Source organism: Candidatus Nomurabacteria bacterium, assembly GCA_020632075.1.
In the GTDB taxonomy this organism is placed as follows: domain Bacteria; phylum Patescibacteriota; class Minisyncoccia; order Phycocordibacterales; family UBA918; genus OLB19.
The window spans coordinates 862,594-886,108 of sequence record JACKGH010000001.1; the positions used below are offsets into that span (position 1 = coordinate 862,594).

Annotated in this window: 27 protein-coding genes and 1 tRNA gene; 10 read left to right on the plus strand and 18 right to left on the minus strand. The window is 48.5% G+C overall.

What is annotated here, in order from left to right:
* A complete protein-coding gene (locus H6786_04200) occupies nt 1-1,836 on the plus strand; it encodes a hypothetical protein (GenBank protein ID MCB9816568.1) in 1,836 nt (611 codons plus the stop codon).
* A gap of 78 nt (nt 1,837-1,914) precedes the next feature.
* Nucleotides 1,915-2,058 (plus strand): hypothetical protein, encoded by a 144-nt coding sequence (locus H6786_04205; protein ID MCB9816569.1) that lies wholly within the window; start codon nt 1,915-1,917, stop codon nt 2,056-2,058.
* Nucleotides 2,059-2,120: 62 nt separating this feature from the next.
* Here the strand turns inward: H6786_04205 and H6786_04210 are convergent, their stop codons facing one another.
* From H6786_04210 to H6786_04240, 7 genes are all read right to left on the minus strand, one after another.
* Nucleotides 2,121-2,531 (minus strand): NUDIX domain-containing protein, encoded by a 411-nt coding sequence (locus tag H6786_04210; protein MCB9816570.1) that lies wholly within the window; start codon nt 2,529-2,531, stop codon nt 2,121-2,123.
* Nucleotides 2,532-2,548: 17 nt separating this feature from the next.
* On the minus strand, nt 2,549-3,127 hold the full coding sequence (locus H6786_04215; protein ID MCB9816571.1) for a CYTH domain-containing protein: 579 nt from the start codon (nt 3,125-3,127) through the stop codon (nt 2,549-2,551).
* A 3-nt stretch (nt 3,128-3,130) separates the two neighbouring features.
* Nucleotides 3,131-3,550, minus strand: coding sequence for an NUDIX hydrolase (locus H6786_04220; GenBank protein ID MCB9816572.1), 420 nt, complete (start codon nt 3,548-3,550; stop codon nt 3,131-3,133).
* A gap of 96 nt (nt 3,551-3,646) precedes the next feature.
* On the minus strand, nt 3,647-4,303 hold the full coding sequence (locus tag H6786_04225) for an HD domain-containing protein (GenBank protein ID MCB9816573.1): 657 nt from the start codon (nt 4,301-4,303) through the stop codon (nt 3,647-3,649).
* 56 nt (nt 4,304-4,359) lie between these two features.
* A complete protein-coding gene (locus H6786_04230) occupies nt 4,360-4,884 on the minus strand; it encodes an AAA family ATPase (protein MCB9816574.1) in 525 nt (174 codons plus the stop codon).
* 89 nt (nt 4,885-4,973) lie between these two features.
* Entirely contained in the window at nt 4,974-5,687 is a 714-nt protein-coding gene (locus H6786_04235) for a hypothetical protein (protein MCB9816575.1), read from the minus strand.
* Nucleotides 5,688-5,754: 67 nt separating this feature from the next.
* Nucleotides 5,755-5,825, minus strand: a tRNA-Gly gene (locus H6786_04240).
* A 243-nt stretch (nt 5,826-6,068) separates the two neighbouring features.
* Here H6786_04240 and H6786_04245 point away from each other — a divergent pair.
* Nucleotides 6,069-6,467: a VOC family protein gene (locus H6786_04245; GenBank protein MCB9816576.1), complete on the plus strand. Its 399-nt coding sequence runs from the start codon at nt 6,069-6,071 to the stop codon at nt 6,465-6,467.
* A 27-nt stretch (nt 6,468-6,494) separates the two neighbouring features.
* On the opposite strand, the gene H6786_04250 is transcribed toward H6786_04245, so the two are convergent.
* Together H6786_04250 and H6786_04255 are read right to left on the minus strand one after the other, a co-directional pair.
* Nucleotides 6,495-7,319, minus strand: a complete 825-nt coding sequence (locus H6786_04250) for a hypothetical protein (protein ID MCB9816577.1) — start codon at nt 7,317-7,319, stop codon at nt 6,495-6,497.
* A gap of 279 nt (nt 7,320-7,598) precedes the next feature.
* Nucleotides 7,599-8,393, minus strand: coding sequence for an ArsR family transcriptional regulator (locus H6786_04255; GenBank protein ID MCB9816578.1), 795 nt, complete (start codon nt 8,391-8,393; stop codon nt 7,599-7,601).
* Nucleotides 8,394-8,493: 100 nt separating this feature from the next.
* On the opposite strand from H6786_04255, the gene H6786_04260 reads away from it, so the two are divergent.
* Entirely contained in the window at nt 8,494-9,060 is a 567-nt protein-coding gene (locus tag H6786_04260; GenBank protein ID MCB9816579.1) for a hypothetical protein, read from the plus strand.
* Between the two features lie 102 nt (nt 9,061-9,162).
* Here H6786_04260 and H6786_04265 read toward each other — a convergent pair whose 3' ends face one another.
* Both H6786_04265 and H6786_04270 read right to left on the minus strand, forming a co-directional pair.
* Nucleotides 9,163-9,435, minus strand: a complete 273-nt coding sequence (locus H6786_04265) for an HU family DNA-binding protein (GenBank protein ID MCB9816580.1) — start codon at nt 9,433-9,435, stop codon at nt 9,163-9,165.
* A gap of 187 nt (nt 9,436-9,622) precedes the next feature.
* Complete coding sequence (locus H6786_04270; protein MCB9816581.1) at nt 9,623-10,312, minus strand: hypothetical protein; 690 nt, start codon at nt 10,310-10,312, stop codon at nt 9,623-9,625.
* Nucleotides 10,313-10,528: 216 nt separating this feature from the next.
* Between H6786_04270 and H6786_04275 the strand changes: the two genes are divergently transcribed.
* On the plus strand, nt 10,529-11,320 hold the full coding sequence (locus tag H6786_04275) for a hypothetical protein (protein ID MCB9816582.1): 792 nt from the start codon (nt 10,529-10,531) through the stop codon (nt 11,318-11,320).
* Nucleotides 11,321-11,376: 56 nt separating this feature from the next.
* On the opposite strand, the gene rny is transcribed toward H6786_04275, so the two are convergent.
* The 6 genes from rny to H6786_04305 form a co-directional block, all read right to left on the minus strand.
* Nucleotides 11,377-12,909, minus strand: coding sequence for a ribonuclease Y (gene rny / locus H6786_04280; GenBank protein MCB9816583.1), 1,533 nt, complete (start codon nt 12,907-12,909; stop codon nt 11,377-11,379).
* A 302-nt stretch (nt 12,910-13,211) separates the two neighbouring features.
* Complete coding sequence (locus H6786_04285) at nt 13,212-14,021, minus strand: hypothetical protein (protein MCB9816584.1); 810 nt, start codon at nt 14,019-14,021, stop codon at nt 13,212-13,214.
* Between the two features lie 122 nt (nt 14,022-14,143).
* The gene (gene clpP / locus H6786_04290) at nt 14,144-14,713 is read right to left on the minus strand and encodes an ATP-dependent Clp endopeptidase proteolytic subunit ClpP (protein MCB9816585.1); all 570 of its coding nucleotides are present in this window, start codon (nt 14,711-14,713) and stop codon (nt 14,144-14,146) included.
* A gap of 209 nt (nt 14,714-14,922) precedes the next feature.
* Nucleotides 14,923-16,041 (minus strand): hypothetical protein, encoded by a 1,119-nt coding sequence (locus tag H6786_04295; GenBank protein ID MCB9816586.1) that lies wholly within the window; start codon nt 16,039-16,041, stop codon nt 14,923-14,925.
* 98 nt (nt 16,042-16,139) lie between these two features.
* Entirely contained in the window at nt 16,140-16,565 is a 426-nt protein-coding gene (locus tag H6786_04300; protein MCB9816587.1) for a hypothetical protein, read from the minus strand.
* A gap of 20 nt (nt 16,566-16,585) precedes the next feature.
* Complete coding sequence (locus H6786_04305; protein ID MCB9816588.1) at nt 16,586-17,374, minus strand: hypothetical protein; 789 nt, start codon at nt 17,372-17,374, stop codon at nt 16,586-16,588.
* Between the two features lie 179 nt (nt 17,375-17,553).
* Between H6786_04305 and H6786_04310 the strand changes: the two genes are divergently transcribed.
* Nucleotides 17,554-18,084, plus strand: a complete 531-nt coding sequence (locus H6786_04310) for an inorganic diphosphatase (GenBank protein ID MCB9816589.1) — start codon at nt 17,554-17,556, stop codon at nt 18,082-18,084.
* A 125-nt stretch (nt 18,085-18,209) separates the two neighbouring features.
* A complete protein-coding gene (locus H6786_04315; GenBank protein ID MCB9816590.1) occupies nt 18,210-18,536 on the plus strand; it encodes a hypothetical protein in 327 nt (108 codons plus the stop codon).
* 81 nt (nt 18,537-18,617) lie between these two features.
* On the opposite strand, the gene nusA is transcribed toward H6786_04315, so the two are convergent.
* Entirely contained in the window at nt 18,618-20,108 is a 1,491-nt protein-coding gene (nusA, locus tag H6786_04320; protein MCB9816591.1) for a transcription termination/antitermination protein NusA, read from the minus strand.
* Between the two features lie 252 nt (nt 20,109-20,360).
* Here nusA and H6786_04325 point away from each other — a divergent pair, with 252 nt between their 5' ends.
* The 3 genes from H6786_04325 (at nt 20,361) to H6786_04335 (ending at nt 23,515) form a co-directional block, all read left to right on the plus strand.
* Nucleotides 20,361-20,651 carry a hypothetical protein gene (locus tag H6786_04325; protein ID MCB9816592.1) on the plus strand — a complete coding sequence of 97 codons (291 nt, stop codon included), beginning with the start codon at nt 20,361-20,363 and terminating at the stop codon, nt 20,649-20,651.
* A gap of 126 nt (nt 20,652-20,777) precedes the next feature.
* The gene (locus tag H6786_04330) at nt 20,778-21,176 is read left to right on the plus strand and encodes a hypothetical protein (GenBank protein MCB9816593.1); all 399 of its coding nucleotides are present in this window, start codon (nt 20,778-20,780) and stop codon (nt 21,174-21,176) included.
* 590 nt (nt 21,177-21,766) lie between these two features.
* Nucleotides 21,767-23,515 carry a type II/IV secretion system protein gene (locus H6786_04335; GenBank protein MCB9816594.1) on the plus strand — a complete coding sequence of 583 codons (1,749 nt, stop codon included), beginning with the start codon at nt 21,767-21,769 and terminating at the stop codon, nt 23,513-23,515.

A 23,515-nucleotide genomic window follows, 5' to 3' on the forward strand; every position in this document is an offset into this window, starting at 1 on the left:
ATGTGGTGGAAAAAGTTACAAAAGCACAAGTATGTAGCCGGCACGGTCGAAGCAAGTGCGACGGTGTATCAGGAGTTTCAGAAGCGCCGCCGACAGCTTATCCGCATGTCATTGTTGTCGGCGGCGCTGACCTTCGCCAGTCTTGGGATCGTTGGCCTGCAGCTGTTCTATCCATTTCATCTTTTTCTTGGCATCGGCTTATACATCATCTCTTTTGTGCCATTTATTCGCCGTGTATATCTCAGCCGTGATACCTGGCGCAAGTATCACGCCTACAAGCTCACTAAGAATTTTGTAAAGAAGGAGCGCCGACGTTTTGTGTTTGCGGTACTTATTTTCATTGCTATTGCGATTTTCTTCTGGCTTCGTCCGGTCGATAAGCAGCCATTTGATGGTATGACAAATGAGCAGATCGTGGCGCTGGTGGAAGACGATCTCTATCGTTCCGTAACCGCCATGGACTACCTTGAGACAAGTGGTAATGAGCTGTTGGAAGTACTCGCTCGCAATGATGCAGACAGCAATCAAACCGAAGACATTGACCTGGCCTTTGCCACTTTTCTAGACGCGGTCGCATACTCCGAATCACTTACCGAAACTCATCGGTACTTTGCCGGTATTCCGTATGCAGAATGGGGAACACGAGTTGAATCCTTCTTGATCGCCAACAGTCTCTACGCAAAGAAGTACGAATTGATCCAGCGCATTATGATCTCGGTATCGGGGAGTGACTTCAAAAAGACCGCACTCAATCAGTACGTACCAGCCTTCGATCGAGCAAATATCTACAACGAAATGGTGGTTCGTTACTTTGAACCAAAGACCCGAGTGCGTCTGGTTGGAGGGTATTTGTATCAGCAGCTGTTTGTCACCGATCGCAGCAATGCTGACTTGGCATACATGCTTCTTCGAGATAAGGCGGCGGGAAGTTTTGACTATCTCCGTAGCAATGCCTTTTCATCAGTCCTGCATGCGCCTGAGGTGCTGACTGACAACGCTGAACGACGTATGTTTGAAGCGTGGTTCCCGGTGCAGAAGGGAGTGGCGACCGCAATGGGTCGGGCGATCCTTTCTACCCGCGGAAAAGAAGGATTGATCACGCCAGAGCAGGCGATCGCAATGAGTGAGCAGATGTTGCCGGGCGATATTATGTTGCAACGGCGTAATTGGCACGTGAGTAATGTCGGTATCCCTGGCTTCTGGACGCACTCAGCGCTCTACACCGGCACGCTTGAAGAGATGGATGAGTACTTTGCTTCAGAGTTTCCGTACGAGGGATATGAAAGTATGTCTGCCTACATGGCAGCTGAAACGCCAGTTGCGTATGCTGCATTCACAGAGGTTGCTGCGGCGGGTGAGTCGCCAAGCGTGATCGAAGCGATCGAGCCTGGTGTGGTCGCGCAGACGATCGTGAAGTCTGCCGATGCCGACTTTGTAGTAGTGTTGCGCCCTGAGCTTGCCAAACAAGACAAAATGCTGGCGCTTATGAAGGCGTTTGCAAACGCTGGCAAGCCGTACGATTTTAACTTTGATTTCAACACCCGAGACGCACTCGTCTGTTCAGAGCTAGTCTATGACGCATACTACGAGCGTTTGCCAGAAAAGAATGGGCTGCATATGGAGACATCGTTGGTAAATGGTCGACCGATCGTTTCACCGTTAGATATTGCGACTAAGTACGTGGCTGAGCGAAATACCGAAGAACAGGAGCTGCGCTTTGTGTACTTCATTGGTAGCAGTGAAGACACTAAGGAAGCTTTCATGCTTACAGAATCAGACTTCGTTGATAGTCTTGAATGGAGTAAGTTCAGTTTCTTACAGACAGAGGTAGAATAAGATTAGAAAGTATAGACAAATAAAAATATAGTTGTATAATATTTACGTCTACAACGTAGTTCTTATGGGGAGGTAGACATGTACATCTGGAGCGAAAGTGAGAAAAGACTTGTGCTGGTAACGCCAGTCGATGTGTACCAGGCAACTTTGATGGCCTGGGGTCTCGGGATGATGTTCTGGACCAGCTATCGCGCTGCTGCGCTCATCAATCAGCACAGTTGAAGTAACCGAAAAGGCGCCGTCTTTCCAAGCGGCGCCTCGATCATATACGCCCTCGGGCGTTTTTATGTTGCAAACGGATCGTATCCTCGTTCGATATGATTCTGTAACGGCAAGAAGAGGGGGCTCGGCAGCTTGTTCCAGTCAAACCATTCCCACGCTTCACATTTTTCTGGCTCAAGGATCTCTGGTTGGCCTGATTCCCAGCCGGCAGTGAGAAGAAAAGTGAGATAGTGTTTATTTTCTTCAGTGAAGAAGTCTTCAGTGTACGCGGGTTTACGGATGTTGGTAATGGTTACGCCAGTTTCTTCCAAGGTCTCGCGCTTGGCACAATCCTCAATCGTTTCCATGAATTCCAAGTGGCCACCGGGCGGACACCAGCTGCCTGGACCGTGTGCGTTCTTCCGTTTGCCGAGGAGTACCTTGCTATCTTTTAGGATTAGTACGCCGACACCAATTCGGGGGATCTGTTCCATGTCGTGAGTATAGCAGACTACGTGATAAACGGATTTTCCATATCGAAGGTGATCAGTGGGGTTTCGTTATTGATCACGTCCTCGGGTACGTCATATTTCTCACTGTAGAGCGTGGCAACCGAGCAGAACTTGGCGTCTGTCCAATCAAAGCCGAGTTTCTCTGACACTGCTCGCACTGCCTCTTCTGATGCGCCTTCTACTTCGACAAATGGCGGGAGAAACGGCCAGGTGTCGATAGTGACCTCGACTTCATCAAGTAGCCAAAGTTCACGCTTCGTTTCTTGGTAGGCTTTGCGCTGGCAGCCGATAGTACCGAGGAAGGTTTCCGCTTCTTCGTAGCTATCGACCGTGAGACATGATTCTTTCTGGTCTTCGATATTCTCACCATCGACCACCTTTACACTCATAGTGATCTTATCGCCTTCGTCGCGCACTCGCATCCAGCCGCCAGCGATATGATTACCTTCTGGTAGATGGAAAACCGACCGGCGCTGGGTGAATTCTGGTCGCTGTAGTGTTGCATTGGCAGCCTTGAGCTTGCTGCGCATGTCATCTACATCGACATTGGCAAACGTTGCTTCGTATTCAATTTGCATAGGTTATGAGTGGTTAGACGGGTCAAATATTTCGGCTAGTTTTTTAACAGTTGGAAAGACGTTCATATTCTTTATGTCATCGTAGTCGACAAATTTTACACTCATGCATTCATCGGATGGTGTAAAGTTTAAATGCTCAACAGTTGTTTCGTAGACTGCATTCGCGACCCATAGGGTTTGGTCAATATTTTGATCAGTAATGAAGTAACTTGGGTTCTCAGAAACGGAAGTAACTGATAGGCCCATTTCCTCACCAATTTCCCGTGGCAAGTCTTCTTGGGGTGTTTTTCCCCAGTCGAGTCCACCGCCGGGGAGTTCCCAGACGCCGTTCTTCTCCTCGCAGATAAGAAATTTATCCTTTGTTTCGTTAAGAATTAAGGCCTTCACGCTAACGCGGTAGTAGCCACTTTTTAATTCGCTCATAGTATTACTATTGTGAATGAATAATAGTGCCAAGTACGCGTTGTCTCCGGCTCAGTATTCTGCCTAGTGTACCGGAAATGAAATAGAGGGCAAGTTTCACCGCTCTCCATCCCATTCACCAAGGAATTGCGCGAGATATTCTTCCATGTACTCATGTCGCTTGGCTGCGATCGCTTTGCCGGTTTTGGTGTTCATGAGGTCTTTGAGCAGCAAGAGTTTTTCATAGAAGTGGTTGAGAGTCGGAGCGGTGCTCGTTTTGTACTCTTCCTTGGACATGTGTAAGTTTGGCTTGATGGTTGGGTCATACAGCGCGCGGCCTTTGTGGCCACCGTAGTTGAAGGTGCGCGCGATACCAATGGCACCGATCGCATCGAGTCGGTCCGCGTCCTGGACGACCTCTAGCTCCGGCGAGGTCCATTTTTGTCCTTCAAGTGAGCCTTTAAATGAAATGTGTCGGACGATGTTCTCGACGTGCGTGATCACTTCCTCGGAGAGTTCGAGACTGCTCAAGAATGCGCGAGCGGTCTTTGGTCCGATCTCCTCGTCACCACCATGGAACTTTGAGTCGGCGATATCGTGGAGCAGGGCACCGAGTTCTACGACGAGCGTGTCTACATCAGACTCTTCCTTGGCAATGTGCTGTGCGTTCTTCCAAACCCTGTAAATATGCCACCAGTCATGTCCGCCCTCGGCTTCGGCGAGGGTTTCTTGTACGTACTTAGCAGTTTGGTCGATGATAGTTTGATTGTGCATTGATTGAGTATAGCAGGTTGGGAATTTAATGAATTACAGCGTTGCCCAGCTTGATCTTATCCAAGTGAATTGAAATAGTGATCGATCTCTTTAAAACTACTTAGAACAACTAATTTGTCCTGATATGCCGCTGCGGCATCCATTTGCGTGTCGTGTCTGTTCTGCCGCCATCTATCAAAAATCACCTTAGTATGTAACAGGTCTTTCCACCAACTTACTTCTGGATGCCTATCTTTGCCTTTGAACACCCGCACAACATGACTAAGCAGGCGTTTCAGGATTGGTCGCTGAATCAGTACTACTGCATCAGCTTTTTCTGCTATCAATGGCTGAATTTTTGAATGAGTACCATCCACGACCCACTCCTCATTTTCTGAGAGAAAATCAGAGACCGCCTTACGTGTCCTTTCTTTGATTTGTTGTTTTTTCTCTTCAGTGCAGCCATTAACTAAGCAGTCGTGGCCACCGTTCTCAAACCACAATCGATCTAGTTCAAGCCTAGGGACACTACATTTTTGAGCGATCTTTCTTGTCAGTGTACTTTTGCCACTGCCCATTTGACCGATCACAATTATTCGCATCTTTCGATTGTAGCAAATTATCGAAAGATTGAAGCGCCAAATGAGGTGCGTGAATTGTGAGTATGCTATTCAACGATGATTTAATTTATTTATCGTACAACTTTACAACTTAATCCGTCTGCAGAACCATCAATTGTTATAGGAACACGTTCCCCGTTAAATGTTCCATCCGTGGCAAAAGTAACCATCCATGTAAAACGCGATCGTTCTCCTGGACATATTCCGTATTCTGGATCAATTCCGGTGACTCTAAACTGACTAACCCCACCTTCTGGAAAAATTATTTCATCAGCCAGAGGCTTTGCGTTTTTGTAGAAAACGAAAGAATTACCATTCCAGACATCAACCTGGTATTCATTTTCCATCGCACTGAAATCCCAAATCGGAATCCGTAAGCTCTTGAATTTCGGGCTACCTTCAAATGATCTCCATATGTACCCAACAGTTATGTCTGGCCCAATTTGTCTCTCTGTCGCAACTAGTTCGTTAATAGAATTTTGGACTGTTGTAGCCCTGACTGTCTCAGTGGTGGAATTAATTTTTGCTGTTGTCTCTGCAGGTATTTCTGGTTTTACTATCGGTTCGGGTGATTGTGTATTTTCCTGCTTGAGTTGCATAGTTTTCTCCAAAGGTACTTCGTTGTTTGTGCTTTGAGGCCCTCTTTCTCCTTCAGTAATTTCTTCAGGAGCTTGTTTTTGTGCTGGCCGTTGCGAGGCAGGTTCCTGTGTGTTGGTGAGGTAAGCAAAAGTAATTCCAATGATGAATGCAATAGGTAGTGCGATCAGGACAAATGATATTTTCATGAAAAAAGTATATCACCAATCATTCTAATACTAGAAAGCCGGTATAAAACCGGCTTTCTAGTATATGTGCGGGTGAGAAGAATCGAACTCCCGACCTCTGCTTGGAAGGCAGATGTTTTACCACTAAACTACACCCGCGTATTGAGTCTGCAAAGCGTTTGGAAGTGATGGTCAAAAGAAGTGGCGGGAGTGGGCGCGAGCTTGCTCGCAAGCACTCCCGCCACTTCTTTTGATGCAAGCAGTGTTTGCATGCACATCCAAACAGTTTGGACGAATGAGCGATTGTATCAAAGATACACCCGCACCCCAAGAAACTCCTTGAAGTCCAACGATTCTAGCACAGCAGGCCGATAATACAACCAATTCTGCTACACTGTACCAATGAAACAAAAACTTTCTATTGTGACGCTCGGAGTAGCTGACCTAGCAGTGTCACGGGCATTTTATGAAGAGAAACTCGGCTTTACACCAGTTTCTGAGGACGAGGGAATTGTCTTCTATGATATGGGTGGTGCGCGGCTCGGATTGTTTAATAGGGAAGAGCTAGCCAAAGATGCAACAGTATCAGCCGAGGGAAAGGGCTTTCGAGGCGTGACGCTGGCGCACAATGAGCCGAGTGAGGCGGCAGTCGACGCGGTCTTTGCGGAGCTGCGAGCACAGGGGGTAGAGATCGTGAAAGCACCAGAGAAGGTTTTTTGGGGTGGATACTCAGGCTACTTTGCTGATCCAGACGGACATCTCTGGGAAGTAGCATACAATCCATTTTCTGATCTTACCTAAACAAAAGCCCCGATGAGGGGCTTTTGTTTAGTCGTTCTCCAAGCTGGTCGCGGTTGTTTGGTAGGATTTGTCCTCAAAGATATCGTCACCGATCGAGACTTGGTGCGATGTGGCAAACGGACTGCGCTGACACACCAGCTCAAGCCAGCGGTGGGTCTTGATGCCAGAACTACCGGTGATCACTGCATCTTTGGAGTCTGGGACATCACGCAGCTGGGTAATGTATGGCAGTGTGCCGAAACGGGTGGTAAGTTCGGTAGAGTCACTCAGATCTTTCTCGGTCAGGGTAGTTTTGCAGTTGCCGAAGTTGTCGATGTGCCAGACGGCTGGCGGCAGGTCAGGTACTTCGCTAAGGGAGTATGAGGTGTGTGGTACTTCGTGGCCAGTGAAGAGAAACGCTGCGACTCGTGGGGTGAAGTCGAAGCTACGGAACTGGGTGATCGGGATCCGCGACGCAGCGTCTTCATCGATAAAGCCAGCGGCGAGCATCGCGTCTGCAGCGGTGTGGGTGTCGAGTAGGTTTACTTCAGTAGCGAGGCCGAGGCTTTTCACGGCCGAAAGCGCAAAGCCGTCTACCGTCGTGAGTACAAGCGTGTCGTGGTAGTGGAAGTACGCAAACGGCGTACCATTCTCCCATTTAGTCGTGTGGCCGCCGCGTGGTGCGACATTGACCAAGATAACGCCTGGACGTCCTTCGGTAGCATCGAGAATATCGATCAATTGGACTCCAGCTTCAAGGTCTGATTCGACCCCAACAAACGACACATTTACCCCAAGGAGTGAGGCGAGTCGGCTGGTCTGGCGTGCGCGTGCGTTAGTGTCGCGGCAGTCATTGATAATAGTTGCAAACATAAAGAATAAAAAATCCCCTGTGCGGGGTGTTACTGATTGTAATTAGATACAGACAAACACACCCGCTCAAGCGCTTTCCATCATCATCATGGTGATGGCTGGTGTGTGAATCATGGTTGCATGGTAGCAGGTCCGTACAATTCTGCAAGCGTACAAAATACAAAACACCCTGGCTGGGGTGTTTTGTAAATGTGATGGGAAATAGCAAAGGTCTTTGCTTCTCCGAACATAGCGTATTACCTCCGCTACGTGATTATTATAGCATAATTTTTGAGTGCGCTACCTTTTTCCGTTTGATTTTGAAAACGGTTTTGATTCTTTCCAGAGGTGCTCAAACTGCGACCGATGCATGTCAGCCAGCTCCTTACTATCAATGACAAAGCCGTAGTTTTCTCGCTTAGATGATATAAACGCGACTTTATTCCCATACACCGCGTACCCGAGAGTCGTATCAATATCGTTTGGGGCAATGCGAATGGTGCGAAGGGATTCTTTGGGATCGAGTGACCCAAAAACATCCTCGATTTCTCGTACGTTCATCGTACGCTTTTGTGGCCAGATAATACGGGCCTTCAGTTTTCTGGCCACACGCTCATTGTAGAAGTGAGAGAAAGCAGTGTCGGAGACGACTTTCATCATCTCTACAATCGGCCACACCCAGAGCGACTCTTTGTCACGAGAATGCAGGACGTCACGAAAGATGTTTTCAGCAGCTTTGGGAGAAGTGTGTACGAAAAACTTTGATTGATACTGCTCAGGAATATCGCGCTGTTCCCAGAGTTCTTGGAACTGCTTCCCTGAAAGGCGGACCGCTTTAGCTTTTTCTTCAAAAAGCGCAGCAATAGTGTGGTAGTTTTCTGCGTAAAAGATCGAACCGCCTTCATCCAGACCGCGGCGTACAAGCCCCTTTTCCATAAGAGACTTCAGATGCACGTAGATGGTCGGGCGGGGGATATTCATGATCCGGCTGAGGGCAAGTACGCCGCGGCCTTGACCTTCCTTCGCGAGCGCAAGAAATGTTTTTGTCTCAGCTGGTGAGCAGCCGAGTTGTGCGAGCGTATCAGCGATAGTCATGTTCGAATCCTCGCATATTTGTCAACTTTTGACAACATATTTACAAATATGGTGGCCGTAGTATTTTTGCTTCAGTATAGGTCTGTAAAAGGAGAAAGGTGTGAAAGAGGATATTTTATCTTTGCTTGAAAAAGCGAAGAACGCCACTTACGCTGATATCGCAGAAGTTATGGGCGAACTTTTAGCTTTACGTATCAGACTGGCAGAAGACTGGCTGCAGGCAGGAGTCGTGTCGCCTGGGCTAGAGCAAATACGAGGCGGGTTGGCATTGATTAAAGAAGTTCTCCTTGATCGCTTGGATGCTATACAAGGTGAAGCTCTGCTAGAGGAAATTGCTCAGAGGCGTGAAGAGTCGCGTAAGCGACTCGAAGATGGTGCTCAAGATGAGTATGTCAGCATGAAGAAGCGAGCGGTGGAGCTGCTTGCTCGTGCAATGGAATCAAAAGGGGCTGAAATAACTGAAGTTCAGCGTGAGTGGGTGCAACTCAGGTACGATCATGCTCAAAAAACGTATGGTGAGTACGAGCCGTCCAGTAAAACTCAGTGGATCGATAGGATCATAGATGCTGCTAGGGAGGTTATGCTTGGTAGATTGGATGTGTATCAAGGCGAAGCAGTTTTTCGCGAGTTGCAATACAGGAAGAAAATGACTGAAGGTTCTGAATAAATTGTGGCCGGGCATTCCATGCCCGGCTTTTCTGTATCTGAAAGATGACAGAAAACGGGCGGGCCCGAAGGGCCCGCCCGTTTCTGTACTAGTGGAGAAATACTACTTAACTGAGTCCTTGAGTGCCTTAGCAGCTCGGAACTTTGGTACGCGCATTGCTGGTACCTTTACAGTCTCGCCGGTGCGTGGGTTTCGTGCTTCGCGAGCAGCACGCATCTTAGCTTCAAAGATACCGAAGCCAGCAACAGAAACCTGGTTGCCATCCTTCATTGCAGCTACGATGCTGTCAAACACAGCGTCAACTGCGCGCTCTGCGTCAGCTTTAGTGGTGTCGAGTACTTCGTGCACTTTGCTGATGATGTCTGCTTTGTTCATAGATCAGAAAATTATTTTTTCTAGTGTGTAAAGTTGTGGTGAGCGATAACTCAAGCACGGTGCCGTATTGGCTTGCAAATCATTATATAGCAACACTATATGCCTGCAACGACTACACAAGGGATAATTTTGTGTTGTAATAAAAAAAGCATGACACCAGCTGGTGTCATGCTAAGCTGCACTCTGATCAATTCGTGATCTCTACTTTTGTAACAGTGACCCCAGCAGCGCCCACTCTTTTCTCAAAGAGCTGTCGAAAGCTGGTCTCCATATTGTGTTTTTTTGAGCAGTGCATACTTGCTAGTAATTCAGCTAGTGAATCAATAGCCGCCCGTTTTATCAACTCGTTGATATCACGTTCACTTCTTTGACTGTGGTGAATCAACCACACTGATTTAGCAGTATCTCCCCAAGCACAATCAACACGAACATTCATTTTCCCTACAATGCTACGGCTGTCTGGTAGTTCATCACCATGTGATCGTTCAACATAGACGCCATTTATGTACCAGAGCCTGTACGACTGCTTATTAGGTTTTAGATCAAGTGCAACTCCGCCTAATGACCGCAGTTCCTTGTGTGAGACTGTAGATTCAGCGGGAAATATTTTTACCACCGACCCTTGATTATCGAATACGAGTAGTTCGTATAAACACAACTTGTAGAAGAGTGTGATGACCCTCCGTATAAGCAGCAACGGCGTGACGAATACTACTGCTAGGCTAAGACAAATTAGAGTTCCAATGATCGTTACTAGGAGTAAGGGCACTCCTTTGAAGATCAAAAGATCCTTCCAAGTTGCAGTAGTAACCTCAATATCGGGTATCGCATACTGCATGAATGCGTAGAACAAAACTACCGACACTATCGTGGCCATTAGCCAAAATAGCTTTGTAGATAAAAGATCGCTTAAGAATCTGCGTCTGATGAGTTTTTCGGTGGACCAGGAAATCTGTAGGGCAATGTTAATTAGCGATTGTCTCATTGGTCTTCTCCTTGTATATGTGGATGAGAATCTGTGTTGACTATACAGATAATTTACTGTAATGTAAATCTGTCGTCGGCATACGACGTCATATCCTGCATGCAATTTATGAATACGTCTATCAAGACAAACATTGAAAATATTGGCCTTTCAGAGGCTGAGGCAAATACGTACGTCGCACTCCTTTCACAGTCAGGGGGAATGAGCGTTTTAGAGCTCAGTCGAATGGTTAATGTCCCCCGAGCAACACTGTATGGTCACTTGGAGACGCTGCTTAAGGCAGCGTTGGTAAAAAAAGGTTTGCAAGATGGTCGAACAGTTTTTTACGCAGAATCGCCAACGACAATCACTGATCTATATGACAGGAGAATCAATGAATTGAAATCTGAAAGAGAAAAATTTGTCGTTGAGATGGAGTCATATACAAAAATAAATTCGTATTATTCTCCTAAGTTTTACGTATATGATCAGTCCAATGCAGCTTCTCAGATTTTATGGGATGTCTTGCGTGCCAAAGAGAAAGAAACATACTGGCTTTGGCCGATTAGTGAGATGGTACGTTCTATTCCAGTTGATGTTCTAAATGAATTTCACCAAGAGCGTATGAAGCGTGGTATTTGGCTAAACGTGCTTTGGCCAGATGCAAAACGGGTAGAGCAGGAGCAGTATTCTTTTATGGAGGGTAGTCCGAACGAAAAAAACTTTATGCGTAGAGTGCGAATACTGCCAAAGGAAATTGATCAGACAACGGGGTACGGTATCTATGGCACGAAAGTTGCTTTTTTGTCATCTGAACAGGAACATTATGGCTTTGTAATTGATAGTAAAGAATTAACAAAGACTTTTAAAAATCAATTTGACTATTTCTGGAGCATTTCAAAAACGTTGACGTCTAAGTAAAATAAAACCAGGCGGCACCCGAAGGGTGCCGCCTGGTTTTATTTTTGATCAAAGTTCTATCGAGCGTAACTCACTACTCGTGTCTCGCGAATGACGTGCACCTTGATCTCACCAGGGTAGCGCAGCTGCGCTTCGATGTTGGTGGCGATGGTGCGAGCAAGGGTATTGGTCTCAATATCGTTCAGTGTGGTCGGATTCACTAGTACGCGGATCTCGCGTCCAGCAGCGATCGCAAAGGCTTTTTCAACGCCACTGAGACTGGTTGCGATGTGTTCGAGATCTGAGAGTCGCTTGATGTAATTTTCGAGTGAATCACGGCGTGCACCTGGACGACCACCAGAGATCGCGTCGGCCACTTGGACAATGATGCTCTCAGGTGTTTCGTATGGGTACTCTTCATGATGTGCTCGCATTGCCAAGATAACTTGCTCATCAACGCCGTACTTCTCAAGAATGCGAATGCCGATCTCGACGTGAGTACCAGCCACCTCGTGACTCACGGTCTTACCAATGTCGTGAAGAAGTGCGCCCGCTCGGGCGATCGCAGGATTGGCGCCAACTTCTTCTGCAATGATGCCTGCGATATGCGCCATCTCAACTGAGTGCCAGAGCACGTTTTGTCCATAGCTCGTGCGGAAATGAAGACGACCAAGAATGGTCACGAGGTCTGGGTGGAGGTTTGGTACATTTGCTTCATAGCACGCCTTTTCCCCCATTGCTTTCACAGTCTTTGCTACTTCACTGCGAGCTTTTTCTACCGTTTCCTCGATCTTGGCTGGCTGGATACGTCCGTCTTTGAGGAGTGCTTCAAGGGCAACTCGCGCGATCTCACGACGGATCGGGTCAAAGCTAGAAAGCACGATGTAGCCAGGTGACTCATCGATGAGCACATCAACACCAGTTGCACGCTCAAAGGCACGCACATTTCGTCCTTCTTTTCCGATCACTTTACCTTTGAGGTCATCGCTCGGGATCTCTACGTGCGCCGTCATGAGGTTTGGCGCCATGGTGTTGCCGAGGCGATGAATGGCAGCGAGTAGGATATTCTGCGCTTTAGCTTCGTATTGCTCTTCGCCGAGTCGATCGATCTTTTCGAGCCGGCCACGAAGATCTTCCTCGCGTTCGTTCTCGATCTTTGCGATCAATCGTTCGTATGCTTCGTCTTTTGAGAGTCCTGCTACTTCTTCGATCTTTTGATCGATTTCCAGCTTTCGCTCATCAAGTTGTGTCTTGATCGTCTTGACCTGTTCGATCTTCCCGCGGACATCTTCTTTTTGTGAGTCCAGTTCGATCTGGCGCTCATCAAGAACTTCCTCGCGTTTATCAAGGCGAGTTTCTTTTTGTTCCAACTTCTCCTCTAAGTGCTTTCGTTCAGCTTTGGCTTCGTTCTCGATCTTTTCGGCTTTCTTTTCGGCTTCTTCAACGATCACGAACGCTTTCTTTTCGGCAGTGATCTCTCGTTCTTTTATTCGTAGCTCGATCGAATTCGTCTTTGACTGTGCGTGTAGATACCGCACAACGTATCCGGCAATAATCCCAAGAAACAAAGCCCCAACCAGCAACGCTGCAAATACAAGTGGCGGCGGCATGTTTTCTTCTTATTTCAATAAATGCTTCAAAAAGCTCGTGTCTGTACGATTGCACTGTACAGGAGAAATGGCGGTTTGTAAATTGGAGGGTAAAGTGCTAGCGTACCAAAGGCAACAGAGGAGTGAACTAGCTATGCAGACAATTCTCCAGTTCGGATCTTTATTGGTGCTTGCGGGTGGGGCGATCGGTTTCTTTGTGCTGTTGGCGTACGTACTGTATCGCTCTGCCAAAGAACAGCGATCGGCGTGACCATCATCGCTGGTGTCACAAAAAAAGCGCGACCGGAACGGTCGCGCTTTTGCTATGCTGCCAGCCCTTGATAGTAGTAGATCTTGGCGATGGCTTGATACAGATAGCTGCGTACATAGTGCCAATCAAGTGGCTCGTTGAGTGCGTCGCCGCTTGGCCGCAATTTGCCCTGAGCATCGAAGCTGATGCGTGGGAACTCTGCCAGAACGGGATCAAGCAGGTGTAGTGAGGTTGGACCAAGTCCGCCAGCCACGACAAGTTGCAGCTGTGGTATACGCTCGCTGATCTCGCGCAAGAATGGCAACATGGCCATTGCATCCATGCCAAGTCCCATGCCCATGCTCTTATCAAGCAGGACACGATCAACGACGCCTGTGTAGCGATCGAGGTACTCAGCAACCCGCTTTGGATCATCACCGCACATCGCTTGAGCCTTCTTTCCGATCTGCATGATCACCTCGATATTTTTCCCAGTCCGGTGCATGGCCTTGTGGACATTGTCGGGGTCAGGCCAGGTCATGTCGAGCTGAATTGCGCGAAGGTTCTCTCCGCCGTAGGAAAGTGCGCGGACCAGCTCGTCCTCGATTCCGGTGCTGTAGTCGAAGTTGGCGTAGTGGAGGCAATTGTAGGCTTCAGGGTAGCTGAAGATTCTGGCAATGTTTTCCTTGGGCGGGAAGGCTTTTGCCCACTTGGTTTCAATCCCCATCAGCGTCTTGCGGCTCATCATAACACCGACATGCAGGACGCGATCAAATAAAGGGTCAGAAAAAGTGAGATCGTCCATAAATCCGAGCATATCCCGTACTTGCTCGGGACTGGTGAAATCAGTGATGCCGATGTAGGGCATGTGTGACTGACGCATCTGCTTCTCCTTTGGTGTGCTGTGTGTCTAGGTGAAAGATAGTTTTTGTCGGGGAGAAAGTCAAGAAAAGCGGGCGGGCCCCTTTAGGGGTCCGCCCGCTTTTCTTGAAGTGTCGTAAGGATTTATTTGTACACCTTATCGACAATACCGTACTTCATTGCTTCGTCAGCGTCCATGAAGAAGTCACGGTCGGTGTCTTTCTCCACCTGAGCCAGCTTCTGTCCAGTCGCTTTTGCAAGCATCGTATTGAGACGGTTCTTTGTCTTGATGATGTGCTTGGCAGTGATCTCAATGTCTGACGCTTGTCCTTGTGCGCCACCCCATGGCTGGTGGATCATCACTTCGGCGTTTGGCAGGATGAATCGCTTACCCTTCTGGCCTTGTGAGAGGATGATTGATCCCATTGATGCCGCCATACCAACACACACGGTCGCCACGTCTGGCTTGATGTGGTTCATGGTGTCGACGATCGAGAGGCCAGCGGTCACGCTCCCTCCTGGTGAGTTTACGTAGAGGTAGATGTCTTTCTTTGGGTCTTCACTTTCAAGGAAGAGCAGCTGAGCGGTGATCAATCCAGCCATGTGGTCTTCGATAGGGCCAGTCACAAAGATAATGCGCTCCTTGAGGAGGCGAGAGAAGATATCGAACGCTCGTTCACCACCGACGGTCTTCTCGATCACCATCGGTACCAGTTGTGCTGCCGGAAGGTTGGTTTCTTTTTCGTTGTTCATAAAATTTCGGGTTTCAATGTGTTAGTACTTCGCAATCGTACTGAAAAATTGAGTAAAAGTAAAACCAGCCGCCGAGTGTTCTTCAGACACGGATCAAGTCCTATGCTCAGGCGTTTAGGATACGCCTTCCGCAATGTCCTCAAAACACTCGGCGGCTGGTTTTTACTGACCTACTTCTCCTCCAAACTCTTCATCACATCTTCATTGAGGAGAACTGATGCGACATAGAGTCGTACGCGGTGTTCATCAGCATCCTTGAAGCGTTCCATGAGCTCCTTGGTCTGTTCGTTCACTTTCTCAATATCAGGCACGATCTCTTCTTTCTTAGCGATCTCATTTAGAACGAGCTGCAGTTTTGCTCGCTTTTCTGCGGCTGGGGTCCATTCTTTCTTGAGGTCGTCACGAGTCTTCTTAATGTGGGCAAGGTAGTCTTCCATCTTGAGGTCAGCGCGTTTGATGTCTTCTTCCATCTGCGCAAACATTTGATTGATCTCTGAATCAATAAGGATCTGCGGGAGAATGATCTCGGTCTTGTCGATGATCGCGTCGGTGAGGTCGCCGCGGTGCTTGGTAGCGTTCTGTTGCTTCTTCTCGATCTCAAGGTGCTCACGAAGCTTTGTCTTGAAATCGTCAACCGTTTCAAATTGACCAGGCTGCCCAAGGGTTTTTACGTATTCGTCGGTGAGTTCTGGCAGTGGCGCATCTCCTTCGTCTTTCTTTTCCGCTTCTGGTTCCGCATTTTCATCTTGCTGCTTCTGCGCCAGTTCCTGCATGCGTTCGTAGGCACGCTTCTGCTTCTGGATCTCCTTGATCTTCTCAGTAACTTCTTCGTCAGCCACTTCGTCAGTCGGACGATTCTTATTGAGATCCTTGGCGATCTTTTCATATTCAGGAAGATCAAATTTTGGAATGACTGCCACGGTGACAGTGAAGCTGAGTGGATTCTCTGGAGCGATCTTGGTTACTTCGATCTGCGGGTGACCGATCACTTCAAGTTTGTGCTCTTCTACGATGTGTGGGTACGCGTGTGAGATTGCGCGTTCTGCCATCTCGCCGAGAATGGTCATTTCACCAAGGTGCTTTTCGAGTACTGGGGTAGGAACATGGCCCTTGCGGAAACCGTCGAGCTCTACGTTCTTCCCGAGTGCAACGAGTGCTGCTTTGCGTTCACTTAGAAGCTCAGCGTATGGGAGTTCGCCAGTGATCTTCACCATTGAACCGTCGAGTTCTTCGACGGTAAATGCTTTTTTAAAATCGACCTCGTGGGTATGAGAATGTGATTGTGACATAGTGTCCGCCAGTGTACGTAACTTTGACGAAATTGCAACCGGTGGAGGACGTAAAAGGCCGGCCCCGAAGGGGCCGGCCTTCATACACCTCACATCTTCTATTGTCCTTCGAGTGCCGCATCTAGTTCGGCATCGATAGCATCAAGTTCAGCATCAAGACTGTCTAGATCGGTCGATTCGAGATCTGCTTCGATCGCGCTGATCTCGTCTGAAGTGCTAACAGTTGTGAGAACTTCAGTTTGTGCTTCTGCGGTCGTGCTTTCTGGTTCGTTGTTTTCTTCTGGAGTTGGGCGTTCTACTACTGGTGCAACTGGCGCTGGAGCTGGCTGGTTCATAGTGCTGAGCCAGTAGTACATACCACCGAGGATCACAATGAGTAGCGCCACCAGCATAGCGAGGATCGGTCCGGTGACCATGCTCTTTTCAGCAGCTTGTCCTACCTCAGTCGCGTCAGTGTTTTCAGGCATCTTCATGACTTCGCCTTCGTAGTGTGGAGTTTGGATGTCGTTTTGTTCTTCATTCATGGTGTTGATTTGTTATGTTGCTACTCAGCTTCTTCTGAATCAGGTGTACTAGAGCCAGCGTTGGCACGTACTGCATTGCTGACGCCTTGTCCGAGCTCAGCGGCCGCGGCTGCTTCCTTTAAGGCTGCCACGGTAGCGCGGAGTTCCGTCTGAGCGGTCTTGAGGTGGTCTCGAACGGTAGTGATGATCTCGCGGACGGTCTCCCAGGCAACGCGGACATCCTCTGAACCAACCGCCTCTGCGACTGCTTCGTCGATACCGGCGATCGCGTCAGCAGCAGCATCAACTGAGAGTTGGGCTGAAGCGAGGGCAGCTTCTGCTTCGCTCGTATCGACTCCAAGTTCATCGAGCTTCTCAATGCGTGAGGCGAGTCGATCAATGATGTTCTGGATGCGCGCGATCGCTGCGTCGATCCGGTTACTCATGTTGGCAGCGAGGTTGGTCACTCGTTCTTGTACTCGCTCTTGGAGCTGAGCCCGACGTTCCTCCATATTTTGCTGCACTTCCTCACGCTTTTCTTGCAGCTGTTCTTTGCGAGCTTCGGTAGTGCTGGCAAGTTCCTCGCGACGTTCTTCCATTTCAGCTTTGCGCTCTTCCATATTCTCTTGGAATTCCTCACGTCGATCCTCCATGTTTGCCTCAAACTGAGCACGACGTTCTGCAGCAGGTGAGTTGAGTGCCGGTGGGTTATCTTCTGGCCCAGTGTAATCCGTGTCACTAGTGTTCTCTTGCGCAAGTGCTAGTGCAGCGCCTGCAAACAGAGCGAGAAAGACCACGTGCGTCACAATAATATGTGTAATTGCTTTCATATATAACAAACCTTCATAAATATGCCCATGAACAGGCATCCCTACTTGTATTCTTAAAGTATAGCGCCGCTCGGGCGGATGCCCGAGCGGCGCTATACACACCTCGCCCAAAAACCCTTGTTTTACTTCAAAAATACTGTTTGCATGCTATAATCCGCTGCATAAAACCCATAAATATCATGACAGATTACAACAAACTCTATACTCCAGGAGATCTCGAAAATGGCCTTATCAATACGGTAGTAGAGATTCCAAAAGGGTCGATGCTAAAAGTTGAGTACAACCGTGAGAAGTGCACCTTTGAGCTTGACCGAGTAGAGCCTGAGATCTTCGCCAAGCCAACCAACTATGGCTTCATTCCAGGTACTCTCGACGAAGATGGTGATGAGCTCGATACATTGCTCGTGTGTCCAGAAGAAATTCCACTCGGCGTGGTGGTAGAGGCGCGAATCATTGGTGTTCTCAACTTCGAAGATGATGGCGAGATGGACCACAAGGTTATCTGTGTTCCAGCTGACGAGCGCGATAGCGGCAATGCGATCCAATCGCTTGAAGACCTCCCAGAACAGTGGAAGCGCAAGGTGGAGTACCACTTCAATACCTACAAAGACCTTAAGAAGCCAGGTACGACTAAAGTGCTCGGCTACGGTGACGCAAAGGAAGCAGTAGCGGTGATCGAGGATTGTATTAAGCGGTTTGGTGAGCAGTAGTCTCACTTAAGTAGAGTAAAAGCGGCGGGGTCACTTCGTGACCCCGCCGCTTTTACCTTGAAAAATCAGCCAAATTCAGGCATCCTGCAGGTAGTCGTACAACTCTGCAAAGCGAGGAAAAGCTGATGGGTAAGAAGTGTACAAAACTTGGGAAAAAGGTTTATGAACTCACGAAGGGAGCTTCGTCGGATTCAGATGTGAGTCAGGTCAACGATATTCTCGAGACCTGCGCAGATGATGATGAATCCCGTGTGATTCGGTGGGCACTGAAGGCACTCGGTCCAAAGGGCAAGAAAAAACTTGGTCCATTTGCTAAACGTGCTTTGATGGAGTTTTTGACGCATCATCAAGTCAGCTTGACCAGCAAACAACGTAAGCGATTTGAGGAAAGAAAGTTTGATCTACCAAAAGAGCTTCGGTTGCAGTTTGGGGTCAAGCGGAGTTCAAAATGAACAAACAGCGGCACAGCCGCTGTTTTTTTATATATAAAAGGCCGGCCCCGAAGGGCCGGCACTTTTTGTATGTTGTATTATTTAATCCTTCTTTTCTTCTTCTGCCTTCTCAATTTCCTCTACAATTTCTTCATCTACCGCTGGAGCTAACTCTTCCTCTGCTTCTTCTGGAGTATCAATCTCGTCTTCTTCATCAGCACCAGTATCATCGCGGTCGCTGGTCTCGTCTACTTCCTCGAGGACTTCCTCAATGTCTGGCTTGGTGGTAGTAGCGTCTTCGTTCTCAAGTGCATCATCGTCACTACCAGCCGCGGTGTCGATCGGTGCTTCAAGATCTACCTCACCGTCTGCATCTGCTTCAGCGAGATCTTCTCCGGTAGCAGCCGAAACGATATCGATCTTCCAGCCAGTAAGCTTGGCAGCGAGGCGAACGTTTTGTCCACCACGGCCGATCGCAAGTGATTGCTGGTCTGGAGCCACTTCAGCGACCGCGTGTCCACGTTCGTGTTCCTCTTCATTTGGTTCAGATTCGATGGTGATACCAAGCACTTGGGCTGGTGAAAGCGCATCCTCAATGAATTCGTCGATCTCTGGTGACCATTCAATAATATCGATCTTTTCACCACCGAGTTCGCTCATGACAGTCGATACACGAACGCCGCGTTGTCCCACAAGAGAACCAACTGGGTCGATGTGATCATCATGTGCGTATACAGCGATCTTGCTGCGAGCACCAGCTTCGCGGGCGACTGCCTTCACTTCCACGGCCCCGGTCTGAAGCTCTGGAGCTTCAACAGTAAAGAGGGCCACCAAGAAGTCTGGGTGTGAACGTGATAGCTTAAGGAAGATACCTCGTGGAGTCTCTTCAACCGCTAGCAAGATAGCACGTAGTCTTTCTCCTGGTTTGAATCGTTCACCGGGAATTTGCTCTTCGTACGGCATGATCGCAGTGACACGACCAAGATCGACGTACAGATTACCGCGTTCAAAGCGCTGCACGTGGCCGATCACGATATCGCCAGCTTTCTGACCGAATTCTGCGAGGGCTGATTCTTTTTCTGCCTCACGGATCTTTTGCATGATCACCTGCTTCGCGGTCTGAGCTGCGATACGACCAAAATCATCCTTACTTTCAAGCGGGAACACGAGTTCTTCGCCAAGTTCAACATCCTTCTTGATCATCTTTGCAGTGTTGATCATGATGTGCTTCTCTTCGTCGAAACGTACTCGTGTATCCTCTTCTTCGCCTTCTACCGGTTCCTCCTCCTCTACTTCGATCGGATTGCCATCTTCATCGAGTTCTGGTTCAGGCTTCAGCATGCTCTCATCAACCACGATCTTGATCTGGTTGAAGACAGTTGCGCCTGTTTCCATGTCAAATTTACACGTGATGATCTGTCCACGCTTTCCAAATTCTTTCTTGTATGCAGTCGCCAGTGATTGCTCGATCGCGTCGATCATGCGTGCGCGTGGAATTCCACGCTCTTCTTCCATTTCTCCGAGGACTGAGTTAATTACTTTAAGGTCAAACATTGTATTGTTTATTACGTGTCGCATCATGACTTGTGCCATGCAATACCACACTAGTTTATTAAATTGTTATGTGTGGCGGCGGTTTTGCGGGCTCTGCCCAGCAAAACCGCCGCCTTCCTACGAAAGCTGCTCGGCCGAAGGCCGAGCAGTCATTCATCAGATATCGAGAGTATACCTGGCTGCTTGAAAAAGTCAAAAGACAGCGTATGTATTGACAATATGAATTTTTATGCTATTTTAAAAAGGTAACTTTGTACAACCAAACCTGTCTCTAATAGAGGAGAAAGAAACATGGAAGCACTACCGATGAAAGTGGTTCGGGTTCAAGGCATAAGCCTTAAGACGGTCACTACTCAGGATGCGCTCAATCACATACTGGCGATAGAATTTTCGCAGGGAGTGAGTATCGGTTCTCCGGCCGATTATTTTCAGTCCGAAATTACTCGGATCAGCAAACGTCTCAGCGAGCTAATGGAACCGGGTGCCGTCGATGAAGATGGCGAGCCGGCTTCACAGAATCGGCTGCAGAACCTCGTTGGTGTTCGTGCTTACCAACAAGCGTATCTTGCGGTGGTAACGTAACACATCGCTATAAGAACATGCCCGATCGCATCCAGCGGTCGGGCTTTTTTTGTGTTTGACTATTTACTAATAGTGTATACACTACACTAAGTAAGTACATTTACATACGCAAGAGAGAGGTGTTCCATGGCACAGCAAAGATTAAATGACAAAGCAGCAGCACTGCACATGCTGCAGTTGCTGCGCGAGCGGATCGGTCAGTTTCCTGATCGGATGACGCCGAAGATCCCGTTTGCAGAGATCATGCAAACGGAGCGTCAGGTAGAAGTTATGCTCAAACTGGCATATGCAGCTGGCGCGAGTCGTGATGAGCTTGGTATCGCGGTCGGTGAGGTCGAGCGATTGGTCAAAAAGGCTCATATTTTGCGCGCTCGTTTCTGGCTGCGGCAGTTTCGCCGGGAAGGGCTTGGTTGCGGCGAGCTAGCAGCTCTATTGGAACTGCTTGCAGTTGTTGTAGACCATGTTGGTCTACGAGCAGGTGAATATGATCGCTTGAAACAACAACAGCTATCGTGTGCGGCGTGAAGCAAAGGCATGGCCATTGTGGCCGTACTATTGACAATATGTATTTATATATGTATTGTTTATGAGTACACCGCTCTTAATCGATCACCCTATGGAGGAGAGATCATGTGTCGAATCGTCAGTGTGCGAATGAACGGTATCGAGGAAAGGTCATACTGCAATGAGTGCCAGAGCTGGTACATCAGCTCTTGCCCGCATCGCTGGCCGCGGAGTACTGCTCCAGCCTCCCAATCTGGACAGTCGTTACAGCCCGATCGGACAGTGCGTATCCGGGACCCGCGGGTCCCGAGACTGTTCTAAGGTTGGGTCGCATCCACAACGTATTCTTAAGCTGCGCTTCGGCGCAGCTTTTTATGTGAAGAGTCGGACGTTGACAGAGTGTATTCAAAATTGAGTGGCAATCCGTGCACATCTACACGTTTCATTTTTTCGCGATGCTATAATGTGCGTAACAAGTACCGGAGGTAAGGGTTCGTTTTTTGTCTGTATGCATTCGTACTGAGTGTTCCAGGAATTTGCGCTAGGAACGGCGCAAATTCGGAACTAAATTCAGAGTAATCACTACGTTCCTTTCTTCATTTATTTTAACTGTGCGAATCCAAGACGAACAACTCAAGCGATTCATTCTCGATGCAGGGCTTATTACCAAGTCCGATCTCTCGGCTGCTGAAAAGATCGCGAAAGAGGAAGAGCGAACGCTGAGCGAGGCGCTCATTGCACATGGCCACATGACCGAAGACGACATGCGCCGGATCGAGGCGTATGTGCTTGGTATTCCATTCGTGTCACTTAAAGAACAAAAGATCGATTTCGAGACCCTTACCCTCATTCCAGAGCCAGTCGCTCGTACACACAATATTATTGCGTACAAAAAGAGTGAAGATACGCTTGAGGTGGCGATGCTTGATACGGCTGACCTTCCAGCGATCGACTTCATTAAGAAGAAAGTAGGATTGCGAATTCAGCCTCGTTTGACCGACACTGAATCAATGCGAGCCGCGCTGCGGCAGTACCAGAAGACGCTCAAAGATGAATTCGGCGACCTCATCATGAAGGATGCGTCTGAGCTGAAGGTGGTCAATGAAGATGGGGAAGAGATCAGTGAGAAAGACCTCAAGCAAATGGCTGAGGATTTGCCGGTGGTGCGTATTGTCGATACGCTCCTGCGTCACGCGATCATTCAGGGTGCGTCCGATATTCATATTGAACCAATGGAAGCTGAAGTGTTGGTGCGGTATCGTACTGACGGTATTTTGCATGACGCAATGAAGCTGCCTAAGATCGCTGCCGATAGTATCGTGGCGCGACTCAAGGTGCTTTCTAATCTCAAGCTCGATCAGAAGCGTCTACCACAAGACGGTCGTTTCAAGATGGAAATGGATGGTCAGAAAGTCGCATTTCGTGTTTCTATTCTGCCGATCTTCTATGGTGAAAAAGTGGTGATGCGTCTCTTGCGTGAGAATCGTAGTGGCTTTTCACTCGAAGGTATCGGATTCCATGGCAGCACCCTCGATCGAGTGCATCGCGCGACGCGTGCGACTACGGGTATCATTCTCGTGACTGGTCCGACTGGTTCTGGAAAGTCGACCACGCTCTATACAGTGCTTGATATTTTGAATACACCAGAGGTGAATATTTCTACCATTGAAGACCCGATCGAGTACCAAATGCCGCGAGTAAACCAGTCACAGGTGAAGCCTGATATTGGGTTTACCTTTGCGGCTGGCCTTCGTTCACTCATGCGTCAGGACCCAGACATCATCATGGTCGGTGAGATCCGTGACGAAGAGACAGCGAGCTTGGCGATCAACGCGGCGCTTACTGGCCACTTGGTACTTGCGACGCTCCACACCAACTCAGCAGTAGGTACACTCGACCGGTTGGTTGATATGGGGGCTGAGTCGTTCTTGCTTGTGTCTACCCTGCGGGTTGCGGTTGGACAACGTCTCGTTCGTAGATTGGCAGATGACAAGCTACCATACATACTCACGAAGGCAGAGCGTGATGAATTGGGCACCAAGGTGGATCTCGATAAGGTGCTAAAGTGCCTCAAAGAAGAAGGGGTAGTAAAAAACGAAGCAACTTGGAACGATGTGCAGTTCTATCACCCCAAAGAAAAAGGTGCGACCGAAGATGGGTACAAGGGGAGAATGGGAATTCATGAAGTCCTTGAAATGTCTCCGACACTCAAAGATATGGTCATGGAAGGCAAGACAGGAGATGCTATTCAAGCACAAGCAGAAAAGGAGGGAATGCTGACAATGATTGAGGACGGCATCTTCAAGGCGGCGCAGGGATTAACAAGTATTGAAGAAGTGTTGCGAGTTATCAATGAATAA